This window comes from Paenibacillus chitinolyticus NBRC 15660, assembly GCF_000739915.1.
Lineage (GTDB): Bacteria > Bacillota > Bacilli > Paenibacillales > NBRC-103111 > Paenibacillus_F > Paenibacillus_F chitinolyticus.
On the sequence record NZ_BBJT01000002.1, the window covers coordinates 134,206 to 156,071 of the forward strand.

The 21,866-nt window shown below is 47.4% G+C and carries 22 protein-coding genes; 3 read left to right on the top strand and 19 right to left on the bottom strand.

Going from position 1 to position 21,866, the window contains the following annotated elements; translation table 11 throughout:
- Window positions 1–25: 25 nt before the first annotated feature.
- From PCH01S_RS02340 to PCH01S_RS02400, 13 genes are all read right to left on the bottom strand, one after another.
- Window positions 26–739, bottom strand: coding sequence for a GDSL-type esterase/lipase family protein (locus PCH01S_RS02340; RefSeq protein ID WP_084706528.1), 714 nt, complete (start codon window positions 737–739; stop codon window positions 26–28).
- A gap of 59 nt (window positions 740–798) precedes the next feature.
- Entirely contained in the window at window positions 799–1,614 is an 816-nt protein-coding gene (locus PCH01S_RS02345; protein WP_084706504.1) for a polysaccharide deacetylase family protein, read from the bottom strand.
- 187 nt (window positions 1,615–1,801) lie between these two features.
- Window positions 1,802–2,506, bottom strand: a complete 705-nt coding sequence (locus tag PCH01S_RS02350; RefSeq protein WP_042226488.1) for a response regulator transcription factor — start codon at window positions 2,504–2,506, stop codon at window positions 1,802–1,804.
- A 131-nt stretch (window positions 2,507–2,637) separates the two neighbouring features.
- Complete coding sequence (locus PCH01S_RS02355; protein WP_042226490.1) at window positions 2,638–4,464, bottom strand: sensor histidine kinase; 1,827 nt, start codon at window positions 4,462–4,464, stop codon at window positions 2,638–2,640.
- A gap of 377 nt (window positions 4,465–4,841) precedes the next feature.
- On the bottom strand, window positions 4,842–5,387 hold the full coding sequence (locus PCH01S_RS02360) for a 50S ribosomal protein L25 (protein ID WP_042226491.1): 546 nt from the start codon (window positions 5,385–5,387) through the stop codon (window positions 4,842–4,844).
- 362 nt (window positions 5,388–5,749) lie between these two features.
- Entirely contained in the window at window positions 5,750–6,517 is a 768-nt protein-coding gene (locus tag PCH01S_RS02365) for an ABC transporter permease (RefSeq protein WP_042226492.1), read from the bottom strand.
- Complete coding sequence (locus PCH01S_RS02370; protein ID WP_042226493.1) at window positions 6,518–7,288, bottom strand: ABC transporter ATP-binding protein; 771 nt, start codon at window positions 7,286–7,288, stop codon at window positions 6,518–6,520.
- A gap of 15 nt (window positions 7,289–7,303) precedes the next feature.
- The gene (locus PCH01S_RS02375) at window positions 7,304–8,170 is read right to left on the bottom strand and encodes a pentapeptide repeat-containing protein (protein ID WP_042226495.1); all 867 of its coding nucleotides are present in this window, start codon (window positions 8,168–8,170) and stop codon (window positions 7,304–7,306) included.
- Between the two features lie 14 nt (window positions 8,171–8,184).
- A complete protein-coding gene (locus PCH01S_RS02380) occupies window positions 8,185–8,514 on the bottom strand; it encodes a PadR family transcriptional regulator (RefSeq protein WP_042226496.1) in 330 nt (109 codons plus the stop codon).
- Between the two features lie 325 nt (window positions 8,515–8,839).
- A complete protein-coding gene (locus PCH01S_RS02385; RefSeq protein WP_042226498.1) occupies window positions 8,840–10,051 on the bottom strand; it encodes a macrolide family glycosyltransferase in 1,212 nt (403 codons plus the stop codon).
- Between the two features lie 72 nt (window positions 10,052–10,123).
- Window positions 10,124–11,503, bottom strand: coding sequence for an MFS transporter (locus PCH01S_RS02390; protein ID WP_084706529.1), 1,380 nt, complete (start codon window positions 11,501–11,503; stop codon window positions 10,124–10,126).
- A gap of 460 nt (window positions 11,504–11,963) precedes the next feature.
- Window positions 11,964–12,863: an EamA family transporter gene (locus tag PCH01S_RS02395; RefSeq protein WP_042226500.1), complete on the bottom strand. Its 900-nt coding sequence runs from the start codon at window positions 12,861–12,863 to the stop codon at window positions 11,964–11,966.
- A gap of 202 nt (window positions 12,864–13,065) precedes the next feature.
- Entirely contained in the window at window positions 13,066–13,953 is an 888-nt protein-coding gene (locus tag PCH01S_RS02400) for a LysR family transcriptional regulator (protein WP_042226502.1), read from the bottom strand.
- A gap of 179 nt (window positions 13,954–14,132) precedes the next feature.
- Here PCH01S_RS02400 and PCH01S_RS02405 point away from each other — a divergent pair, with 179 nt between their 5' ends.
- Entirely contained in the window at window positions 14,133–15,140 is a 1,008-nt protein-coding gene (locus tag PCH01S_RS02405) for an alpha/beta fold hydrolase (protein WP_042226504.1), read from the top strand.
- Window positions 15,141–15,279: 139 nt separating this feature from the next.
- Here the strand turns inward: PCH01S_RS02405 and PCH01S_RS02410 are convergent, their stop codons facing one another.
- The 5 genes from PCH01S_RS02410 to PCH01S_RS02430 form a co-directional block, all read right to left on the bottom strand.
- Window positions 15,280–16,041 carry an SDR family oxidoreductase gene (locus tag PCH01S_RS02410; protein WP_042226506.1) on the bottom strand — a complete coding sequence of 254 codons (762 nt, stop codon included), beginning with the start codon at window positions 16,039–16,041 and terminating at the stop codon, window positions 15,280–15,282.
- Window positions 16,042–16,108: 67 nt separating this feature from the next.
- On the bottom strand, window positions 16,109–16,555 hold the full coding sequence (locus tag PCH01S_RS02415) for a MarR family winged helix-turn-helix transcriptional regulator (protein WP_042226508.1): 447 nt from the start codon (window positions 16,553–16,555) through the stop codon (window positions 16,109–16,111).
- Between the two features lie 217 nt (window positions 16,556–16,772).
- Window positions 16,773–17,759 (bottom strand): ABC transporter substrate-binding protein, encoded by a 987-nt coding sequence (locus tag PCH01S_RS02420; RefSeq protein ID WP_042226510.1) that lies wholly within the window; start codon window positions 17,757–17,759, stop codon window positions 16,773–16,775.
- A gap of 70 nt (window positions 17,760–17,829) precedes the next feature.
- On the bottom strand, window positions 17,830–18,675 hold the full coding sequence (locus PCH01S_RS02425; RefSeq protein ID WP_042226511.1) for a helix-turn-helix domain-containing protein: 846 nt from the start codon (window positions 18,673–18,675) through the stop codon (window positions 17,830–17,832).
- Between the two features lie 421 nt (window positions 18,676–19,096).
- A complete protein-coding gene (locus tag PCH01S_RS02430) occupies window positions 19,097–19,513 on the bottom strand; it encodes a fibronectin type III domain-containing protein (protein ID WP_042226513.1) in 417 nt (138 codons plus the stop codon).
- A gap of 287 nt (window positions 19,514–19,800) precedes the next feature.
- Between PCH01S_RS02430 and PCH01S_RS02435 the strand changes: the two genes are divergently transcribed.
- Window positions 19,801–20,454 carry a glycosyltransferase gene (locus PCH01S_RS02435; protein WP_174446775.1) on the top strand — a complete coding sequence of 218 codons (654 nt, stop codon included), beginning with the start codon at window positions 19,801–19,803 and terminating at the stop codon, window positions 20,452–20,454.
- Between the two features lie 331 nt (window positions 20,455–20,785).
- The gene (locus tag PCH01S_RS02440; protein ID WP_042226516.1) at window positions 20,786–21,025 is read left to right on the top strand and encodes a hypothetical protein; all 240 of its coding nucleotides are present in this window, start codon (window positions 20,786–20,788) and stop codon (window positions 21,023–21,025) included.
- Between the two features lie 157 nt (window positions 21,026–21,182).
- Here PCH01S_RS02440 and PCH01S_RS02445 read toward each other — a convergent pair whose 3' ends face one another.
- Window positions 21,183–21,866 carry a hypothetical protein gene (locus tag PCH01S_RS02445; protein ID WP_042226517.1) on the bottom strand — a complete coding sequence of 228 codons (684 nt, stop codon included), beginning with the start codon at window positions 21,864–21,866 and terminating at the stop codon, window positions 21,183–21,185.

Below are 21,866 nucleotides of genomic sequence, written 5' to 3' on the forward strand. Positions count from 1 at the left end.
CCTCCTAGGTCTTTCTATGGCGCCGTTATTTCACATAACCTTTCAAAGCATCCAGAAAAATCGTATAATATCCGGATTTGAAATGAATGCCGTCCGAATCATATAAATCAGGGCTATATTGAATGAGCGATGTCAGATCAACGAAGCCGGTTTTCTCGCTTGCCGCCAGTTCTTTCAGTCCCTGGTTGTAATCCGCGATATTTTTATAACGGGGTTCTTTCTTCTCCGCCTCTTCCGTTACGGGAGTGACGGTCAGAATGGTAATCTTGGCATTCGGGAGCTTTTCTTTAATTTTTGTAATCAGTGTTTTGTAATGCTTCAAGGAATATTCCTTAGGATTTTCAGTCGGCCATAAAATGTCATCCGAACCGAGTTGGAGAAACACCTGCTTGGGGTTACGTCCGGTTAAATCGTCTATATCCTCAGCCATCAGGGAGAACTCGGCCGTTTTTCCGGCCCCGGCCAAAACGTTTGCCTTGTCCAGAACATCATGAAAGGACAATCCTTCCGTAATGGAGTCTCCCAGGAAAACAACCGATTTAAACTGCGTTTTATAGGAAGACGTAGAGGATGTGGGAACTGGAGACTGCGATGCGGTGAGAGGCGTCTTCTGTCCGTTCTCCTGATTGACAGTCCCGCAGGCCGACAAGCTTAAGACAAGAAGTCCCGCAAATGCGGCCACCGCCCATTTTTTATAAGCTGTGTGTGATGTTTTTGAAGTTGTAGCAATTGGTTTCATATCCATGTTCCTCTCCGATTCTAGTTTAATTTCAGTACTAATGAGCAGAGTAAACTTTCTCATAGCCGTTCATCTTTCGTGAAATTCAGCGGAAAATGCTTCACATCGTCATAGACTCCGAATGTGTAGCCCTGTTTTTTATAGAAGTCTATAATGTCCGGCAAGACCTTAAGGGTTTGCGGCTTTTCATGAAGCAGGACGACCTCGGTTTTCCGTTTGGTCGTATTCTTGATCGTGGTCAGTATTTCTTGCGGCCGGCCACTAAGATTCCAGTCATTGGAATCGATTGTCCAGTCCCATACTTTAATTTTTGCTTCGGCCAGTTGGTCGCGGATTTTCTTGTTCGCCAGCCCCGGTGCGGAACCGTAGGGAGGACGTACGAGATGCGGCGACTTGCCGGTTATATCGCGGATGAGAGATAACGTCTGCTTCATTTCGTTTACAAACTGTCCTTCTTCATACAGGGTCTTGTAAACATGCGTCATGCTGTGCCCGCCGATATAATGCCCCTCGAGCGACGCGCGTTTGACAACGGAATGCAGCTTTTCCCGCTCCAGATTTCTCCCTTGCATGAAGAAGGTTGACTTAACGCCCTTCTCCTTCAACACGTCCAGAAATTGATTAGTTAATTCGCTCGGTCCATCGTCAAACGTTAAATACACAACCTTACCGGATGTTGACGGCGCCGGCTGAGCGGCTTTTTCATTTACTAGCACCTTCTCGTTCTGCAAGGCCTCCGCTTTATCCAAAAACGAAGGAAACTCGTAAAATCCATAAAGCAGCACAAGGAAGGCCCCCGTAAACAATCCCAATCTCCACTTCCGCCTGCCGATTCTTCTTCTTTGTTTGGGTCTGCCATGTTGTTGCCGGGTCAACTTCTACTCAACTCCTCTCTCTGTTAATTGAAAGTTTAGTAGAGCCGTATAAAGATGAGATGCAGACCAAATCCAGTTCACTTAAAGTTTGAACGCATGAAATAAAAAAAAGCGGAGAGCCGTAAGCTCCCCGCTTTTTAACTTTGCGTTTCTATGGATTTCTAATAGGCCGGCCTCCCGCCGCCGGTCAGGATAAGCCTTGCTCTTGCGGCTCCTCGAATTTGTAACCGGAGCGAATAACTGTCACGACACAGGCGGATTTATCCCCTAATTTAGAGCGCAAGTTCCGGATGTGGCTGTTCACCGTGCGTTCGTCGCCGACAAAATCGTAGCCCCATATTTTAGTGATCAGTTGATCTCTTGTAATGATATTGCCCTTGTTCTGCATCAGACAGGCAAGCAGTTCGAACTCCGTATGAGTCAAAAAGCAAGGCGCGCCGTCGACCGTAACCATGCGGGAAAGAAAATTAAGTGTTATCCCGCCGCTGGACAACAAGTTGCCCGTCTGTTCGCTAGCCTGCCCGTTAGCCTGGCGTCCTTCCAGCAGTCTCTTCGCTCTTGCTAGTAAAATAGCGGGGCTGTACGGCTTGGTGACGTAATCGTCGGCTCCCAGTTCGAACCCGAGCAGCGTATCGTCCTCATCCATACGTGCGGTCAGCATAATAATGGGAACGGTTGAATTTTTGCGGATTCGCTGACAGACGGACCAGCCGTCCAAGCCGGGCAGCATAATATCGAGCAGAATCAGATGAACTTCATGGTCGTGGAATAAGTCCAGCGCTTCTCTGCCGTCACCCGCCTCCAGTACTTTGTATCCTTCATCGGTCAAGTAATCTTTCATAATTTCCCGTAAAATGGGTTCGTCTTCAACAATAAGAACAGTTTTATTCATCCGGTAAACTCCTGTGAGGAAAATGTTGTCGCAAGAAACTTGTAAATTGGAAGATCAGGGCCGTTCAACAATACACGGTGCAAGCATAACAGGGACCTGTGCAGATAAGATGCAGAAGTCCAGTTTTGCGCCTACTTTTCTTTTTTATTCAAATAAAAGTAGAAGATAACCCCGTCGGATGTATTGGTTACGCCATAAGGCACGTCATGCATGTCTAAAATCTTCTTCGAAATAGCGAGACCAAGACCGGTTCCTCCGGTTGACCGCTGGCGAGAAGGTTCGACCCGATAAAATCGATCCCAGATCTTTTCCAGTTGTTCGTCGGGAATGTGCGCTCCTTTATTTTCGATGCAAATTTTAACCTTATCCTGTTCTTCCATTGTTGTTATGAGGATGGACTGCCGTTCAGGTGTATAACGTATGGCGTTGGTAAGGAAATTAATGATGACTTGCTCAATCCTCAGCTCGCTCCCCACTACTTCCACATGTCCAACCGATGTGTGCAGTTGCAATTGCTTGTCCGAGATATCAACCGCCAGTTTTTCGCATATCTGGTTGATGATCGTATCGATATAAAAAGAGCCCATCTTCATTTTATAGGTTCCCGATTCGTATTTGGCCAGCTCCAGCATATCCGCGATCATCAGATTCATTCTTTTGACCTCGTCTTCCATCGCGTTAAAATAATAATCCCGCTTGTGGCTGGCAATCCCGTCTTTAAGAATCGAAAGACAGCTTTGGATGACGCTTAACGGTGTCTTCAGTTCATGCGAAACCCCGGAAATAAATTCTTTTCGCGTATGTTCCAGCTGCTTTTCTTTCTCTATGTCTTCATTGAGACGGAGGATATGGGAATGCAGCCGCTCGGAAAGCGCGTTAATGTTGTTCGACAAATCGCCGATCTCATCCTTGGTCGTAACCGGAATTTTTTTCGAAAAATCAAGGCCGGCCATTTGCTTCGTCATACTGGTGATACGCAGCAGCGGCCGTGCGATCCGCCGGGAATAATAGAACGATGCCAGCAGCACAAGCAGCAGAGTGGCTAAGGCCGTATAGACATAGTAATGCTGCATAACTCCCGCGGCTTCACTTACCGGTTGCAGCGATGTCATCGCAATAAGGTAGGCGGGATTTTCATCTCGGTCTTCAAAACTATTCACGAACATTTTGTAGTTCACGTGGTTTTCTTCATAGTCTATAATTTGATTCGCATCACGGGCAGGATCATAGTCACCGTACAACAGATTGGCCTCGAAAGCTTTGATACGCTCCAGAAACAAGTGGTTCATATAACGCGCATTTCCTGCACCGTCCGGTATTTGTATGTTCGTAATCGTTCCGGAGGCCAAGATGTTGGGATACTTTTCGTGATATTGGGTAGGACTTGGGTATCGGGTAACGACTTCGTATTCCTTGGTCACCATCTGCCGATTTTCCAACCGATTTTCTTCCCGAAGATTAGCAGGGTTCCACCCCATCCGCTGAATAACGAGCTGGTTGTTTATCTCTAACCCCTCAAAGGCAATCGATTCCCCTTCTTTGATCCATGGAGCCGTAAACGTGTTTCCGTTGAAAAAATCCTCTACATTTATAAATTTATAAAGCGGAATCTTTATCGTACGGCCCGAATAGGCAGGATCATTATTCGAATGATTCAGCCTGATCTCCATGAAAAAATCTTCGGTATTTTTCAAACCGCCACGGGAATCCAGTACCGCGTACCACGTGTTATACTTTTGATAAAATTGTTGTTCCAGCCTCGCGGCAGTTTGTGCATCCCCGGCGTTTTTTAGGTACTCGTTTTTATAAGCTAAGAGACCGGCGTTAACATCCTTCACTTTTTGATTCACATAAAATTGTTTGAAAAATACGGTTTGTCCAATAAAAATAACAGCCAGAATGAGCATACATAATGCGGTCGTTAACAAAAAAAGCTTAAGAACAATGCCTTTTCTCATATTTGCTCACCTGTCGATAATCCTAGCGAACGATTGTAATACCGACTCATTATTTATTCATCCTTTAGATAGGTTAATGCCCCCATCATACCACACGATTGAAAACGGTAAACAAAAAGGCATTTCAATTCCTTTATTTCACCCCGCCCGCCAACATTTCACCTCCACACGACAACCCCTTTTTCACCGTCACTTGTGGTATGGTTCACCGTGCATGATAGCGCGATCCATTTATCGCTTCCGAGCGGTGCATCGAGCTTGCGGCTGGATCAAAAAGAGCCCGGTACATGACCGGACTCTTTTCAATACAATCTTCATAAATATAATTTTACCCAATTTCCCAGGTCACTACACGGATGCAGCGGACATTATGGCCACTAAGGTTTCGACACCGATACGAGAATCTTATTGACCCCTGAGACTACCGTCAATTCAGGCGGTAAATTGAGGTCTTTAACGAAACACGTATCTCCGATTTCCATTGCATGGATGTCCAGCTCGACCGAATGCGGCAGGTTTTTCGGTAAAGCCTCCACTTCCACATGCGGGTCTTGGATTTGCACAACTCCTCCCGACTTCGTTCCGACGGGGGTGCCTATGAACTTCACCGGGAGCTTCGTACGAATGATCTCCCCCGTCTGGACGAGCTGAAAGTCAACGTGCAGAAGTGAGCCGGTTACCGAATCACGATGAAGATCCTCCAGCAGTACCGTCAGCGATGGACCCCCGTCCATCTTCAGCTCAATGAAGCCGGATGCCCCTTGCCTTAGCCATTTTTCAAATTGTTTAGTGGAAATGTGTATGATTTCGTTGTCCGCGTTTTTACCGAATACGACCCCCGGCAAACGCCCCTCTTGACGTAAGTTTCGCAATCCGGATGGATTCAACCGCGGACGTCTTTCTGTATGAATGTATGCAGCCATGCTCTACCTCTCCTTTATATGAAGTGATCTTAGCGCTGTAACAGCAGCCGTCGAACCTCCCCTGAGCGGGGATAAATAGAGAAACATAGCATCACAACCTCCATGTCTTTCGGTTAGTCGGAATACATTTAATGTAAAAAACCCTGAATACATACGAAGGCACCCCACTCTGAGGAGTGGAATGCCCATGGGTTTCCTTCACCATATCATAGTTTCGTGACCATGTCGATTCAATCTTCACCAACTCTCAATAAAATCATAACTTGCGTCTCAATAAGAAAGGGTAATTTCTTGGCAAGCGGGTTAACCGGCTCAGCTCAGGCTGTTAATCCTCTTCGCCTGCTTGTTTAAATGCTAAAGGTTCATCCCCGCTTTTTATACACTCTCATTGCAAAGACATAAGCGAGGAGCATAATTCCGACACACCACGCGATCGCGATCCATATATCGCTTCCGAGCGGCTGACCGGACAACAATGCACGGATGGCTTCTACGATTGAGGTGACAGGCTGGTTTTCGGCAAAGACGCGAACGGCGGTAGGCATGGATTCGGTTGGCACAAATGCGGAGCTGATGAAGGGCAGGAAGATAATCGGGTAGGAAAAGGCGCTGGCGCCATCGACTGTTTTTGCGGACAGTCCGGCAATTGCCGCGACCCAAGTCAGGGCCAGAGTAAACAGCGCAAGTATGCCGGCTACGGCAAGCCATGGCAGCACTCCCGCGGACGAACGAAACCCCATAAGCAGCGCTGCGAGAATGATGACGACCACAGATATGGCGTTAGATAACAGCGAGGTCAGCACATGCCCCCAAAGCAAGGCGGAACGCGAAATCGGCATGGTGTGAAAACGCTCGAATATGCCCCGCTGCACATCGGTAAACAAACGGAACGCCGTGTAGGATATTCCGCTGGCAATTGCCATAAGGAGGATTCCGGGTAACAGGTAATTCACATAGTTATCCGTTCCGGATTGAATTGCACCTCCGAACACGTAGACAAAAAGCAGCATCATCGCGATCGGCATGATGGTAACCGTGACGATGGTGTCCATACTCCGGAAAATATGGCGCATGGAACGTCCAAGCATAATGCTAATATCGATGAAGAAATGTTTCTTCGCCGTCTCCATTTATTTCCCCTCCTGTTTGCCGACGATTGCGAGGAAGATTTCCTCTAGTGTCGGCTGTTTTTCCACATACACAGTCTCTGCGGGCGGGAACATCTTTTTTAGGTCTTGGAGCGTGCCGTTCGCGATAATCTTGCCTTCATGCAAAATGGCGATCCGGTCGGCAAGCTGTTCGGCCTCCTCCAAATACTGCGTGGTGAGCAGTACCGTCGTCCCGCCGTCGGCAAGCTCTTTGACAATCTTCCAAACCTCGATCCGTGCCTCGGGATCAAGCCCGGTGGTCGGCTCATCCAGAAAAATGATTTGCGGGTTGCCCACAAGGCTCAAGGCAATGTCGAGCCTGCGGCGCATACCGCCCGAATAAGTGGATGCCTTGCGGTCGGCGGCGTCTGTCAGGCCGAAGCGTTCAAGCATATTATCCGCCACCTGACGCGGATTTTTGAGGTATCGCAGCTTGGCAATCATGATCAGATTTTCCCGTCCGGTCAATATTTCGTCTACGGCGGCGAATTGTCCGGTCAAGCCGATCGCCTGCCGCACATGATCGGGCCTGAACACAGTATCGAATCCGTTTATGACTGCGGTTCCGCCGTCTGGTTTGAGCAGGGTGGTGAGGATTTTGACAACCGTTGTCTTGCCTGCCCCGTTGGAGCCGAGGAGAGCGAAAATACTCCCCTTTTCCACCTCGAAGTCAACGCCCTTCAGCACTTGATGCTGCTTGTAGGATTTTTGCAGTCCTTTTACTTCAATGGCCTTTGTTTGCACGGTTTGCATCGGATTTTCCCTCCCTTAAATGACGGTAACTTTTGACAAGTCGGCTTCCATGCCTTTAAGAGCGGCATAGGTCAGTTTATCCATCGTTGCGCCATCAAAGCAGGTGGCTTTGATCATACGATAGTACTTTTTGGTGAAGGTAAACCCAGGCTGGAAAGAAACATTTTTAAAGGTGGCTCCCTTGAACGAAACTTCGGTTAATGCCGCTTTTTCAAACTTAACGCCGATAAACGTCTGTCCGTCAAAGCACTGCCCGCTCAGATCGGAGTAATTGAAATCAACCCCGTCAAATACGCAACCTTCAAAAATCGTTTTTCTAAGATCGATCATTGATAGCGAGACGTCGGTCAGTCTTACGCCTATGAATTTGGCTCCGGCAAGGCCCGACTTGCTGAAATTGGTTCGTACAAGGATCGTCTTATTGAAGCTTGCATTTGCCAGGTCAAGCGCGGACAGGCTGCAATCCGTCAAATTCGCGTCGTCAAAATTGGCTTCGCGTACGTCGCTGCCCTTAAACGAACTGCCGGTCAAATCCGCGCCCGAAAAGTCGGAACCGTGCAGCGCGCTGCCATTAAACTGACCTTTATGGGCCCTAACGCCTGCAAAGTCGCTCTCTGCCAGGTTGCTTGCGCTAAAGTTAGTCACTACTTGCCGCTCCAGCGAGCGGGAGAGGTTGGAGACCTCCAGAATCGTCTCCTCTATATCGCCGATGCTCTCAACGGTCATCTTAAACGCCGTTTCATCGTCTTTGCCCTCGGCTCTGAGTTCCGTGTAACGCTCCTGCAAATCGGAGAGCAGGTCAGCCTTTAATTCGGTGACGCTTTTGACCCCGTCGTATGGCGTAAAAATGCTGTTCAAATAATTCGTCAATTTCTGATTCATCCCATCAAATCTCCTTATAATAAGTTTTCTAACACGCGCTTTGCATACTCCCAATTGCTTTTGTTGCGGGCGTATGTATCCTTGCCTTTATCGGTAATCCTAAAATATTTGCGCCGTCCGCCCTGTGATTCATCGCCCCAGTACCATTCGATGTCGCCGTCCGCTTCAAGCCGCCGGAAGCTGGAGTACATCGTGGCTTCCTTTAATTCATACTCGCCGCCCGAACGCTCGGCAATCAGCTTGACAATCTCGTAACCGTAATGATCCGCTTCGGACAAGAGCCGTAAAATCATCGTATCCGTATGTCCGCGCAACAGGTCGGATGTGATCTTGTTCTCGCTCATTCAATCACCTCCATATCAGCATAATAAGACATATTACTATGACTGTCAAGGTAGTGTTTTGATTATAATACTTTGTCTTAAATAATTTGTGCATCCCGAATAAAAAAAACGCGCAGGGCGCGGTTTTCTTGAATGTTCATTTTATAGGTTCATCCTCTATTATGCCTGCGCCACCCGGTCACTTAATCGCAATGAACAAAAGCAGCGCTGTTTGTAAAAGCAAAAAAGCAGACCATCCGGTCTGCTTTTTTCAATCTGTGCTGTAATCACAAAACCTCTGCCGCTGGAGTCCAAAAGACGTGAAATCGAGTAAGGACTATGCGGATTATACCTTCGCAAAATGATTCATAATCATATCGGCGGCACGCTTGTAACCGCCGGCCTGACCTAAAGATTCACCGATGAGGCAAGCCTGCTGTTTATAAAGCGGGTTGCTCAGCACTTCCGCTAATGCCTCTCGCAAAACAGCCGGACTGAGGTTATGTTTATCCAAAGCTATGCCCGCCCCCAGCGCCTGTACCCGATTGGCGACAAGAGGCTGATCCGACGTTAACGGAATCATCACCAACGGAACGTTGTAATAAAGCGCCTCGCTGGTACTGTTCATTCCGGCATGCGTAATAAAAACATCCGTATGCTGCAGCATCTCCAACTGCGCAACGTATGGCTTGACGATAAAATTAGCGGGAATTCGATCAGCCAGCGGCTTCATATCCGTGTATCTTCCTGAAGATAGAACAACATTCACCGGCAAATCCCCAAATGCTTCAAAGCAAAGCTGATAGAAATCCAAGTTTTTATTCAAAATGGTTCCCATGGAAATGTACACGGTGTGCGGGTACCGTTCACGAAGCAGTTCGAACGGGAAGGCCGGGGCATCTTGACGCGGTATGATCGAGGGACCGGCGAAAATAAAGCTGTCGTCCAGCTTTTCCGCCTCCGGCTGAAAATAACGGCTTGTATACACGAGCTTTAACCGACCTGCATGTGCCGGAATCTCTTCCATGGCCGGAATACTCACTTGAAACTCATGGGCTAACTCACGCGTTATCTTCATCGTGGCCTCATACAGTTCCTTCGTATCGGTCTCCTCCGCATTCAAGCCTTGATCAGCCCCCAAAGGCTCTACGAAAGCAAAGGAGGCAATCGAACACACCGCGGGAATTCCCAGCTTCTCCGCAAGAATAGTTCCTCCCCAGCCCATCAGGGAATCAAAGATCAAATAATCGAACTTTTGATTTCCTATCACTCGAAGCACCTCGGGGACCATCCGCCGAATGATACCGCCTACCATCATATAAATGAACTGATACGGATGCTTGTATTCCTGCGGTTTCATCACCGGATCATGAGAGAAAGCATCTTGCGGAAATGGATAGGTAAGTAACTGGGCTCCGGTTTGTTCAATTCGGGAACGGTACTCTTCCGTACACACATAGACAACTTCCTCGCCATTGTCCGTCAACTGAGTGACTAATCCTAACGACGGATTCACATGGCCTTCGGCCGGAGTAATTACAGCTAACACACGTGCCATCTCGCCCACCTCCGAATTCAATAAATTCCCCCGCTCTTCATGATGTAGTTGCTGCGACGTATCATTTATCCGTTACATGGGAAGCTTGTCCTGCGCATGACCCGTCGGATGATGTTCTTGATGACCGAGTTCTGTGATTCTTATGGATGCCAAGAAACTTAACAACACAAAAACCAATTGGAGCGTTAGCACGATCAAAACCCCTGCAGATATGCCCCACTGTAAAGTTTCGGCCAAGGCGATTACAGCGCCGCTTACTCCAATGCTCACTCCCATACAGAAAGAATCCACAAATTGGAGAGTCGCGGACACTTCTCCCTCATTGCCAGGCTCGGCATGTTGTAAAGCGATGGTCCCGGTTGTAGGGTTGGCTAAGCCGACGCCGAATCCTGTAATCAATTGCGACAGCAAAAAGAGCATAATTCCATCACCCGACAAGAGAAGGGCCAGGATCACAAGTACAGTTCCGGCGATCATAATCCCGATTCCCAGCATGACTCTGCGTTTTCGGCCGCGGCCGTGGTCTCGTGCATCAAGCTTGGCTTGCAGCCACGCTGCGGCGGACCAGCTTAAAGAGCCTGCGGCTACAAGCAGGCCTGCAAACTCTGCCGAGACCCCCTTCACTTCGGTTAGCGCCAAGATCACAAAACTCTCCGTTGCAAAATAACAGGCGACATACAGCCCTCTGGAAACCAGAGTTGCGGGCAGCCCTTTTTTCACCGAAAAAGTGCCTATGGGCATCAGCTTGCGCAGGAGCGGGATCATGACGAATAACCCGCCCAAAGTGAGGACAATTCCTTTCCAATCGGTTATCATACCGAGCCCGGTGAGTAACAGCCCCGTTCCAATGGCAAGTAGAATCGCACGGATAACCTTCGGGTCGGCTAGTTGAGCTGAACCCGTTTGGGCCGGACCGGTCAAAGCTTGCCGGAGCTGCAGATCACGGAAAGAGCGGAATGTTAGACTCAATGCCAATACAAGCAACGGTAAAACAATCCAGAAAACAAACCGCCACGAGATATAGGAGGCAATAAGCCCTGCCACATAAGGTCCGATTAAGGAAGGCAGGAAAAATGCCATGGAAAATGCCGCTAAGATTTGAGTGCGAAGAGCATCCGGATAATGTAACGTTACACTGGCATACACACATGTGATCAGGGCTCCCGCCCCAAAACCTTGAAGGACTCTTCCGGCAATAAGCATAGGCATATCGAAGGAAACAGCCGCAACCACGATACCTAGTACAAAAATACTAAACGACACGAGCATGGATGTAAAAACGCCGCGCTTGTCAACCTGCTGCCCCATGAACAAGGTCCCTACAAGCTGAGATAACAAAAATGCGCTGAAGATCCAACCGTATAAATGAATGCCCTGCAAGCTTTGTGCGAGTTTCGGGGCAATTGTCGTAATGGCCAGCCCCTCGAAAGCTACGGTTGTCAGAACCAGCATAATCCCAATCGTCAACGCTCTGTACGGAGTATCGAAAATCCCAATCTGATTAGAGTTCTTTGGCTCCCCCACCTCCATGATCTTTAATGTAAAAATACACCATATTTGGCACTGCAAATATATAATAACTACATTACTTTGTAAAGGAAAATCTTTATAAAGTAGCATTTTGCCAACCCGATTCACTCCGGTTTTGGTCGTTCCCTTTCTTCCACGACAAATCGAATACCCCCATTCCTACATCGGCATGCGGGTAACGAAAGACGGTATATTCAGCATGAGCGGCTGCCGAAAGGCCGGTATGGTTCTCAGACAGAAAAATAGCAAGAAATATAATTTTTATTAATGAGGTTAATATTTAGCTGCATTATTTCGTATGATGTAAGTCCGAACCTTATACATAGACCTATAACGTAAAAAAAGCCGCAAATATGCGACTTTTTTATTGGCGCTGCAGAGCTCATGTTGCGGAACTTTGCTGGACGGCGGCTTTTTTAGAGAACGTTACGTTCCCTGCCGCTATGCCTCCCAAGATGAGGACTACCCCGATCCATTGCAAAAAGTTTACATGTTCGGACAAAATGAGAGAAGACATGGACACCGCAACCGGGAGCTCGGAGGCTGTCAGGATCGTGCCAAGACCCGGACCGATACGCGGCATTCCGATCGAAAACAACAGAGGCGGAAGAACGACTCCAAAAAAACCGAGCAGCAGCCCATATGGCACAATCCCCACCAAGACGGACATATCCAGCAGGAACGTCGGCGGAAGTAATACAAATACTACGATTAGACCACCGGTGGAGAGCAAGGCGCTTTTCTGAACGGGCGCAACATCTTTTCCGACGGAGCCGCTGAGAAAAATGAATGCAGTGAAGGTCAAAGCCGAGAGAGAAGCCCAAGCCATTCCCTTCCAGGAAAGCACGATTCCGCTTTTGGAAACGAGATTGGCGGCTAGAATGGAGCCGATCAGCAGGACGGCTATCGAGATTATCTTCACTGCGCTTGGTTTTTTCTTATAAAGAATCCATTCCAAAAGGGTCCCGATCCAAACAAACTGAAATAAAAAAATAATGGCGAGCGAAGCGTTTAACGTTAACAGGGAATTATAATAAAATACGCCTGTCAGGCCAAACGGAATTCCGGATGCAAGCAGTTGAACGATCCGTTTAAACGGCAGCTTTCGTTTTTTGGTAACCATCACTAATAACCAGGAAAGCAAAGCCCCGAATAAATACTGGCCGCCCGACACTGCCGAAACCGAAAAACCTGCCGAGTATGCAAGCTTCACAAAGGTCGATAACAACCCATAGCAGCATCCGCCCAAAAAAACAATACATGCGTAGTGCCAAGTTTTCATTGTTTTCCTCCTTATTCAAATAAAAAACCACACGGTTGTCGAAAGACAACCGTGTGGCGAAAATAGAGTTTCCTCTGTAAAAATCCACGTCCTGGATGAAACAGGTTTTAGTATTCAAATTCTTACCTAGTATAAGAGCAGCTCTAAAAATTGTCAATGTCCATTTGCCGTGCGGCTTTATGAAGATTTCAATCGACACACTTCAATGAGACAACACACTTCTAGCCATTTCGATAAAGCCCCTAAACGATGGTGAAATCCATTTCTCTTGATGCCATAACATTTGAGTAGCAAATCGTATTTCAGATAAATCCCAAGGCAAAACGATCAGTTCCCCTCGCTCGACTTCCCCTTTGATCACCATTTCAGGCAGCAGGGCAATGCCGAGCCCCGTCATTGCGCACTGTTTAATGGCTTCCGCACTGTTAAACTCCAGCTCGGTCAAGCTGTCGGCCCCTTTTTTCAACAATGTGCGATAGAAATAGTTCCGGTAAGAGCAGCCCTTTTCGCTCAACAGAACATGCTCTCCGTGAAAGTCCTCTATGCTTAATGTTGAACGCGAAGCTAACGGATGATCGGGGGAAACGACCATATGAAAGGGTTCGTCCAGCAACAGCTCCGTATGAAGGTCCACAGATACGGCAGGTTCGTCCAGCATAAAAACCACATCCGCTTGTCCTTCTCGCAGACTCTGTTTCAAATTGTGACTGGATAAGGGCCGGAACAAAAGACGAACGCGCGGATAACGCTCGCGAAAAAGCCGGAGCAATGCGGGTAACCGATACGTACAGAGTACTTCGTCTGCACCGATTATAACGGTACCGGTCAACTCCCCGCTCTGACTTGAGACATGCCGCGCCTCTTCAATATCATTTAAGATTTTGTTGGCGTAGGGCAAGAACTGGTAGCCTGCGTCTGTTAGCACTACTGTCTTGCCCAGGCGATCCAGCAGCTTGACCCCCAATTCTTCCTCTAAAGCTTTGATTTGCATCGTTACCGTAGACGGAACATAGTTCAGTGATTCGGCAGTGCGGCTAAAACTGCGGGTGGAAGCAAGCGTCCAAAATGTTTTCAGCTGGCGGATTTCCATGGGGAAAGCACCTCTTCATTCAAAATAAATGAACATTCGAATCAAAAACGTTTCATTGATTTGATAGTAATCCTATCGTAGAGTAAAAATCAAGCTTCACCGCTTGGAACGTGCTGATCCGCAGCCGGATGGCACGCTAGTCAAATACACAAAAAATACGATACGGGGAGAATCGGATCATGAGAGATTACGAAATATATCCGCTCGGGGATGTCGAACTGCAATCGGGCCGCACGCTGCCTCAAGCCTTTCTTGCCTATAAGACCTATGGAACTTTAAACGCCGCCAAAAGCAATGCGATTATTTATCCGACCTGGTTCGCGGGCTTGCATAACGATAATGAGTGGTTGATTGGGCCGGGCAAAGCGCTCGATCCCGATAACTATTTTATTATTGTACCTAATATGTTGGGAAACGGTCTGTCATCCTCGCCAAGCAATACTCCCGCCCCTTTTGACAGAGGGAATTTTCCGCTCGTCACGATTTACGATAATGTCCGGCTGCAGCACCGGCTTGTAACCGAGAAGTTCGGCATTACGAAACTTGCTTTAGTAGTAGGCTGGTCGCTCGGGGCGCTGCAAACTTTTCAATGGGGTACAAGCTATCCGGAGATGGTTGAGCGAATTGCGCCATTCGGCGGAACGGCAAAAACCAGAGCGCATGCTCAAGTGGTTTTCGGGTCGCTGATCGCCGCATTACAAGCCGACTCCAATTGGAAGAATGGATTCTATACCCGACAGCCTGCAGCAGGACTTGCCGCAATGGGACGTGCTTATGCTCCTTGGGGGTTCTCTCAAGCCTATTATTTGGAACAGCTTTATCAGGCGGAGGGATACCCGACGCTCAAATCTTATCTGGAAAACTACTGGGATAAAGTGTTCTTTTCTTTCGATGCGAACGACTTGATTGCCATGCTCCGCACGGGGATACACGGGGATATTAGCGCCACTCCAGCAGACAACGGAAATTTTGAACAGGCATTGAACCGGATCACCGCCCCTGCCCTTGTTATGCCGGGTTCGACCGATCTATTCTTTCCTCCCGGGGACAACGCGTATGAAGTAGAGCATATGCCGGATGCTGTTTTCCGGCCTGTTGAATCTAAGTGGGGCCACTGCTTCGGAATCGGAGCGAACGAACCGGATTCGTTCGTAATCGACACCCATCTGAAACAATTTTTACAGTGAGTCATGACTTTCAAAATTGGATAACATTTTAAGGAGCTCAGTTTGACTGAGCTCCTTACGGTCATCTCTGCAAGAAGATAGAATGCCCGAACAGATTCGGGGCATTCTTAGCCTGATAGAAAGTGAAATCGGGCGGCAGCTATTCAATGGAAGCTCTCATGGCGTTGTACATTTTTTCTGCGTACTCGTCAACTTGATCTCGTGTCATCCGCAAGCGGTCAGCCGAGGTACTGTATCCAATTTCCGCTCTGCCTTCTTCCAATCCTTTGAAAATACCGTCTGCGAAAGCATCTAACGGTTCTACATGCGTACGCAGCCAAGTTCCGCCTAAACCCGTATCGACTGCCGGCGGGACGACTTCAATGACCTCTATGGATGTAGCTGAAAGCTGGTGTCTGAGGCTCATCGTAAAGGAATGAAGCGCGGCTTTTGTGGCCGAATAAATCGGAGTCACCGCTAGCGGAGTAAAGGCTACTCCGGACGTCATGTTAATCATCGCCGCCTCTCTTTTTTCAGCAAAGAAAGGTGCGAACAACATGGAAAGATGGATAGGCGCTTCAAGATTAGCAGTAATTTCTTCACTGAAGCGGCTCCAATTGTACTTCGCATCTGCTTTTAACACATTGAAATGCTGTATAATTCCTGCATTGTTGACTAATACATTTACTTCCGGATAATTCACGGTGACCCAATCAAATAATGCGATACGCTCGGATTCTACCGTCAAATCGCATGTACGCGTAAGGATGCCTGGGAATTGTTCTTTGGCTTTTTGAAGGACGTTTTCACGCCGCCCGCAAATGATTACTTGATTCCCCGCCTTTATAAAACGTTCTGCAAAAGCCAACCCGATTCCAGAACCTCCACCCGTAATGAGGATGGTGTTGCCCGTCATTTTCATTGTGTTTCCACCTTTCATTCAATGGATTATCTTTAATTAGCTAGGCTAACTAATAGATTAAAAAAAATTATAAATCGATTTTTCTTAGCAAATGAAGCAAACAAACGGTCTCTTCATCTGTTAACTTGTTAGTGAGATTCGCGCAGGCCTGCCAATATTGAGGTAAAGCGAGGTCTAGAAGACGATAACCTTCTTCGGTTATGGTGACACGGACCATTCTCTGATCTTCAGGATGTACGGTTCTTGTAATCAAATGATGTTCTTCCAGCCAAATTAACTGCTTGGTTACAGATGCTCGCCGTATTCCTAACCGATCGGCAATCTCGGAAGGCTGTAAGGGCTGGTCTCTACTTGTAGTGAACAGCATGAAAAGTAAAGCGAATTTGCTTTCGGAAATATGGAATTCATTCAGCGCAGCATTTATAGCATCTAGAATATCGTCGGATATCTGTAACAGCACTTCTCCTACCTGCGCTCTTGTGCTAGGGGGGATGGCAATAGATGGTTTCTCCACAAAAAAGCTCCTTCTGCAATTAGTTTCCTTGGCTAATTAAAAGTATAGCGATGAAAAAAAGAAATGTCAACATTTTCCGGTTGTACGTGATTTCCAAGCTGAGCCCAGTAGACTGTCGCCCAATTCTCTTCCAATATCCTTTTTGCTTATATTCATCGGTAAAACAAAAAAAGCCGCAACCATGCGACTTCTCTGCGTTAACTGTGCTTGTCGTTTTCTACTGTGCCAGCATGTTTTTCATAATCGTCTTGACTCCCAACTCGATTCCGAGCGGTCCGCCTGCCGCGATCGAGCTGTCTAACGCATACATCCGCCCATTCTTGATTGCATTCAACGATTTCCACGCGGAGTTGCTTTCCAAATCGTTCAGGTAACCTTTCAGCTTTTTCGAAGACCCGCCGATATCCGCTACAAACATATAATCGGGGTTCATGGCTGCCAGCCCTTCCAGGGAAATCTGCTCCCCTTTGGTCGACATATTGACATATTGGCTTGGCGGCTTCAAAGCAAGACCACTTTCCTTGTTGAAAACAAATTGTGTCGTAAAGCCCCAAAATGCCTTGTCTCCCAGCATAATGACGCCAAACGTTTTGTCACTGAATTTCTTCAACTGCTCTTTTGAATCAATGATCAATGCTTCAATCCGTGTAATTTCTGTCTCAGCCTTTTGCTCTTTGCCGAAAATTTTTCCATATTCCCGCAGGGCTCCCTGCCAGTTGTTCTCGTTGCTATCCACCGTAATGACCGGGGCGATTTTCTCCAGTTGGTCGCCGTAGCTGCCGTACCGTGCGGAAACCATAATAATCAGGTCGGGTCCGACTTCCAGCAGCTTTTCCAGATTAGGGTTTGTCATGGAACCGATATCCGTTATTCGGCTCGATTTGTAAGGGGCCAATGACTCCCATTCGTCCAGAACATTCAAATCTGTCGCTGCCGCAGGAGCTTCATCCAGCAAAAACACATGCTCGAAGTTACGGAAGAACAAGAGCGCTACTTTCTCCGGTTTCTTTTCAAGCACGATTTCACGACCCAGCACATCTAGATACTTTCTCGGCCATTGGCCCCCTTCTTTCTTGGCTTCTGCAGCTTTTTCGGGTGCTCCTGCCCCTGCTTGGTTATGGTTAGGCTCCGGCGTTCTGGCGCATCCCGCTAAAATGCCTGCCAAAAGTGCAACCGATAAAAATAATCTTATGAGTGCTTTCATGCTGACTCCTCCTATGGAACGTAAGTTTTGCTTGACTGATCAAACTATGGTCAGTGTAGCAAAACGCATTTTAGATAGGAATGGGGCCATCCTGAAATCCATATGGATTATTCCTGAAACTCCCGCGAAATTCGGCCGGAGAAACACCCACCTGCTTTTTAAAAATACGGCTGAAATACAGCGCATCCTCATAACCCAAACTTTTCGCAATCTCGCCAATCGGTGCGTCATTCGCAAGCAAGCTCTCTTTCGCCCGATTCAGACGATAGGCCATCAAATACTTGCCCGGTCCCATTCCCGTATGCTTTTTGAAGACATAGAATAGGCGGTTTTCATTGATGTCATTTTGTTCAGCCAAAGCACGCACGCTAAGTCCGTCCATATAGTGCTCATGTATGTACTTCGATACTTGCTCGAAAAGCGCTTGTTCTCCATCGCTGTTTTGATTGCGGGCGCAGACAAACAGTTCTTCCAGAATGCAGCGGAAGAGCGTCTCTGTCTGAAAAGTCGAGATTCCGCCGGGTTCTCTCGATGAGCGCCACAATAGCTTCAACAATTCCAAGAGCCGGGGGCTTTGCCCCGTGTTCAGTTGAAAATGCGTGTCGGACAAGCAAAAACCCGACGGCTCCGGTGCGCAGATCCGGTACAAAACAAGCAGATACTCCCATTTCGTATCGCCGAGAACACTTCGGTTCAGCGGCATTCGCGCCCCGCCGTGAACCACGTTACCCGAGGTCAGCGTATACACTTTGCCGCTGAAATCAAAATCGGCCTTGCCTCTTAACGGGAAAACAAATCCCGGAAAAGGCTCCGTATAATCATCGCAGCTCTTCCCCGGCTCCCGCACATAACGGCAGACCTGCTCTACCCGGAACGAGGTGCGCGCATAATGTTCCGCTAGCTTGTTAATGTCCATATTTCCTTACCTCCTGCAATCAAAGCCATGATTACTTATGACCGCACACTCCACTGCCGCGGCCGACAATCTCATTAGTACATCGGGGGTGAGTACATTTCGCCCTTTTTAATTGAGATTGATAATCATTCTTATTTATAATAGCACTTGTCATGCTCGGAAGTGAAGCTATTCTTCCAACTATTCCTTGCACAAGCGAGGTATATTCATGTTACAAGCCAAAGAACCCCTTGATTCATCAAGAGGTTAAAGCGAATGAATCGTACAACTTACCAGGATTAAAGGGTGCGGCTCTGCCCCTTTTTCATCCGCTTCTGTCAGAAAAAAACCGCGTCCTTCCCGGCATGGAAAGAACGCGGCTTCGTCGTACCCTATCTCAAACCCTAATAGCTTACAACTGTTTACCGTCTGAAGCTCTTACTTATTTTAATGCCCCGAATTGCCATACTATGATACCGCCAATCTCACCTACGGTCTTCTTTTCCTCTGTTTTCTGAGCTAACAATTTCCCCTTACTATCATATGCGGCAACCCAAACCCGATATTGAGTGTTGGATTTAAGATAAGGAGCTTTGAAGAGTGTCTCTTTTCCCAAATCAGTCACTGGCACAATCGGAGGATCTAGTGGCTTATCTACTCTCACCATTTTGATTTTATAATTTGTAGCTCCACTAACCGCATACCACGAGACTTGATATTCCACAACCGCCGCGGGTTCAATTAAGCTTGCAGTTTTCTGGTTGTAGTTTTCACCTTGAACATTCTCGGCTGCTAATGCAGCTTGTCCAGACGCTAAAACTGAAGCTAACGCAGTTAAGATAATCAATTGCTTTTTCATAGAAATCCTCCTCATAATAAAATTAATTAACCAGGTGTCAAAAAACCTTTTGTAAACCAAATATATCATATTATTCCAATTATAGATAGTTTTAATTGTTATTCGCGATCCATTATCTCACATGATTACTTGCCATTCTCCGAGTATTGAAAAAAACCGAGTGTCGGGTCCACGAATCCGATATTAATCTTGGCGGAATGCCTTCCATCACCCTCTGCATAAATCAGATGTTTTAGCCCATAATAAAACAGCCTGTTTGACTTAAACTTATAGAGGAACAGATGAGTGTGAAAAACAAATGGTTGGTGGCAATATTGTCAATCTCGGTGCTCGTTTTTAGCATGACGCCGGCCGTAGTATCCGCGCAAGCGAAGGCGGTCGAGAAGAAAGATTCGGCTTGCCTAAGTCCCAAAATGGTGCAGTTGAAAGTTGATATGCAGAAGGTTTGGATCGACCATACGATATGGACAAGAAGCTACATTGTCAGCGCCATATCTAATCGTCCGGATCAGAAAGACGTATTGGACCGGCTTTTGCGGAACCAACAGGATATAGGCAATGTGATTAAGCCGTACTATGGAGAAGCGGCCGGCAATAAGCTGGCGGATCTTCTGAGAGAGCATATTCTGATCGCTGGGAAAATTGTAGCGGCGGCCAAAGCGGGCAATCAGGCGGATGTGAAAAAGCTTGAAGCGGATTGGCATAGAAACGCCGACGATATCGCCAAATTTTTAAGCACGGCGAATCCGAACTGGCCGTTTAAAACGCTGCAAGATATGCTGTACACACATCTTCAGTTGATTACGGAAATCGTTCTTGCCTGTCTCAAAGGAGATTGGAAAGCGGATATTGCGGCAACCGACAAAAACGAGATCCATATGATTCATATGGCCGATTTCCTCACAGATGGCATTGTCAAACAGTTTCCCGATAAGTTCTAAGCCGGCGCCATAGCCCTCAATGATATTAGCTTTCCATGGCAGGCTGACGATTCAGTGCCGAGGCACTTTGAAAAGTCGGCCTTTTTGTTCATTTACCTTGCCGAGTTGACCGGCACGTTATCATAATCCCCAAACCGCATCTCGTCAAGAGATAATGTGCGAATGCGCGGCATAGCGAGGGATCCCCCCTTATGCTTTCGAAATAGGAATGAATTTCTGAGTATGAAGAGCGATATCGCTTTTTCCAATTCATCCGATTTCACGTAAAATTTTCTTCAGGCCTACGGGGAGGTAAGGGATATAACACAAAAAACAGAAAAGGAGGATCTGCATGAACAGCGTGGACAAAATCAGATTTATGCTCCTTTACGGCGAAGCGCCTGAAGCAAATTGTTACGGGTACATGGAGTTGAATCAGTATGGCGATATGATCGCACTCTACAATTGGTACGGGGAGGAAATAGACATGTATGGCGTACATGAATTTGTCAGGGTGCGGTCACTTGGCAAATTTGATGACGAGGACCGCGATAATTTTTATTCCTTGTTAGAAAGTGATGGCGTAGGATAAACTGCACGTTTTACTGTTCACCGTCCCGGTTGTAACGGCAAGATTTAGGGCCATCCTATTGCAGGATGGCCCTCTCTTTGCTCTCGTCTTTTTTTGTAAATTGAATAGTTTTCCCTTGAAAACGCGACGTTTCTAACTTCTAAATAAAGGAGTTTATTCAGTGCGTCCTTCCTCTGGTAAAAAGCCAGCCGCCTGCTACAAAAACCAAACAAAGAAGTAGGTTGAATCCGATGCCCGCAAGCAGCGAGCCGTTAAATAACAAGGTTTTGAAAAAAGAGACGACATGAACGCGCAGCGAAGGAATCGCCGTTCCGACGGGGATCGCCGCAATGAGCAGTGCCCACAGCAGCCACCCCACAGGGTGGTAGTAACCGGATATCAGCATGCTGAGCAGCGCCATCGCCATCAAATAAAAAGCGGTTTGGTACAGGAAACAACCCGCCAAGCCAAAGTCATTCCAATGAAAAGCCGTAATCATATTAACAGGAATCGGGTAATTTCCGACGCCATTCGATTCGAGTGCCGACCAGAAACAATTGATCAGAGCGATGACTGCCGCGTAGACGGCAAAGACGAATAGAAGTCCCTTGAAATATTGCTCTCTGCTTGCGCCCAAATGTACGATGCGTTTGTAATAAATGAGCGGAAGCACGATAGCGATAAGGGGCAAAATGAGAATCAGTATGTTACCGCCCGAAAGGCCCCTGCTTTGGCTGTTGTCTATAAAGAGACCGACAATGAATTCCGCTGTTTTCCCAAGCAGGAGAAGAAGAATGACGCACCAGATGTAAATCCTCATTTGCAAATAGGTTGCCTTTAAATGAACGGTCAATGCCCCCAC

What these genes read in the sequence shown, in the direction of transcription:
- PCH01S_RS02340 (WP_084706528.1), bottom strand. Translation starts at nt 739, where the DNA reads ATGAAACCAATTGCTACAACTTCAAAAACATCACACACAGCTTATAAA.
- PCH01S_RS02350 (WP_042226488.1), bottom strand. Translation starts at nt 2,506, where the DNA reads ATGAATAAAACTGTTCTTATTGTTGAAGACGAACCCATTTTACGGGAA.
- PCH01S_RS02355 (WP_042226490.1), bottom strand. Translation starts at nt 4,464, where the DNA reads ATGAGAAAAGGCATTGTTCTTAAGCTTTTTTTGTTAACGACCGCATTA.
- PCH01S_RS02360 (WP_042226491.1), bottom strand. Translation starts at nt 5,387, where the DNA reads ATGGCTGCATACATTCATACAGAAAGACGTCCGCGGTTGAATCCATCC.
- PCH01S_RS02365 (WP_042226492.1), bottom strand. Translation starts at nt 6,517, where the DNA reads ATGGAGACGGCGAAGAAACATTTCTTCATCGATATTAGCATTATGCTT.
- PCH01S_RS02370 (WP_042226493.1), bottom strand. Translation starts at nt 7,288, where the DNA reads ATGCAAACCGTGCAAACAAAGGCCATTGAAGTAAAAGGACTGCAAAAA.
- PCH01S_RS02375 (WP_042226495.1), bottom strand. Translation starts at nt 8,170, where the DNA reads ATGAATCAGAAATTGACGAATTATTTGAACAGCATTTTTACGCCATAC.
- PCH01S_RS02380 (WP_042226496.1), bottom strand. Translation starts at nt 8,514, where the DNA reads ATGAGCGAGAACAAGATCACATCCGACCTGTTGCGCGGACATACGGAT.
- PCH01S_RS02385 (WP_042226498.1), bottom strand. Translation starts at nt 10,051, where the DNA reads ATGGCACGTGTGTTAGCTGTAATTACTCCGGCCGAAGGCCATGTGAAT.
- PCH01S_RS02390 (WP_084706529.1), bottom strand. Translation starts at nt 11,503, where the DNA reads ATGCTGGTTCTGACAACCGTAGCTTTCGAGGGGCTGGCCATTACGACA.
- PCH01S_RS02395 (WP_042226500.1), bottom strand. Translation starts at nt 12,863, where the DNA reads ATGAAAACTTGGCACTACGCATGTATTGTTTTTTTGGGCGGATGCTGC.
- PCH01S_RS02400 (WP_042226502.1), bottom strand. Translation starts at nt 13,953, where the DNA reads ATGGAAATCCGCCAGCTGAAAACATTTTGGACGCTTGCTTCCACCCGC.
- PCH01S_RS02405 (WP_042226504.1), top strand. Translation starts at nt 14,133, where the DNA reads ATGAGAGATTACGAAATATATCCGCTCGGGGATGTCGAACTGCAATCG.
- PCH01S_RS02410 (WP_042226506.1), bottom strand. Translation starts at nt 16,041, where the DNA reads ATGAAAATGACGGGCAACACCATCCTCATTACGGGTGGAGGTTCTGGA.
- PCH01S_RS02420 (WP_042226510.1), bottom strand. Translation starts at nt 17,759, where the DNA reads ATGAAAGCACTCATAAGATTATTTTTATCGGTTGCACTTTTGGCAGGC.
- PCH01S_RS02425 (WP_042226511.1), bottom strand. Translation starts at nt 18,675, where the DNA reads ATGGACATTAACAAGCTAGCGGAACATTATGCGCGCACCTCGTTCCGG.
- PCH01S_RS02430 (WP_042226513.1), bottom strand. Translation starts at nt 19,513, where the DNA reads ATGAAAAAGCAATTGATTATCTTAACTGCGTTAGCTTCAGTTTTAGCG.
- PCH01S_RS02440 (WP_042226516.1), top strand. Translation starts at nt 20,786, where the DNA reads ATGAACAGCGTGGACAAAATCAGATTTATGCTCCTTTACGGCGAAGCG.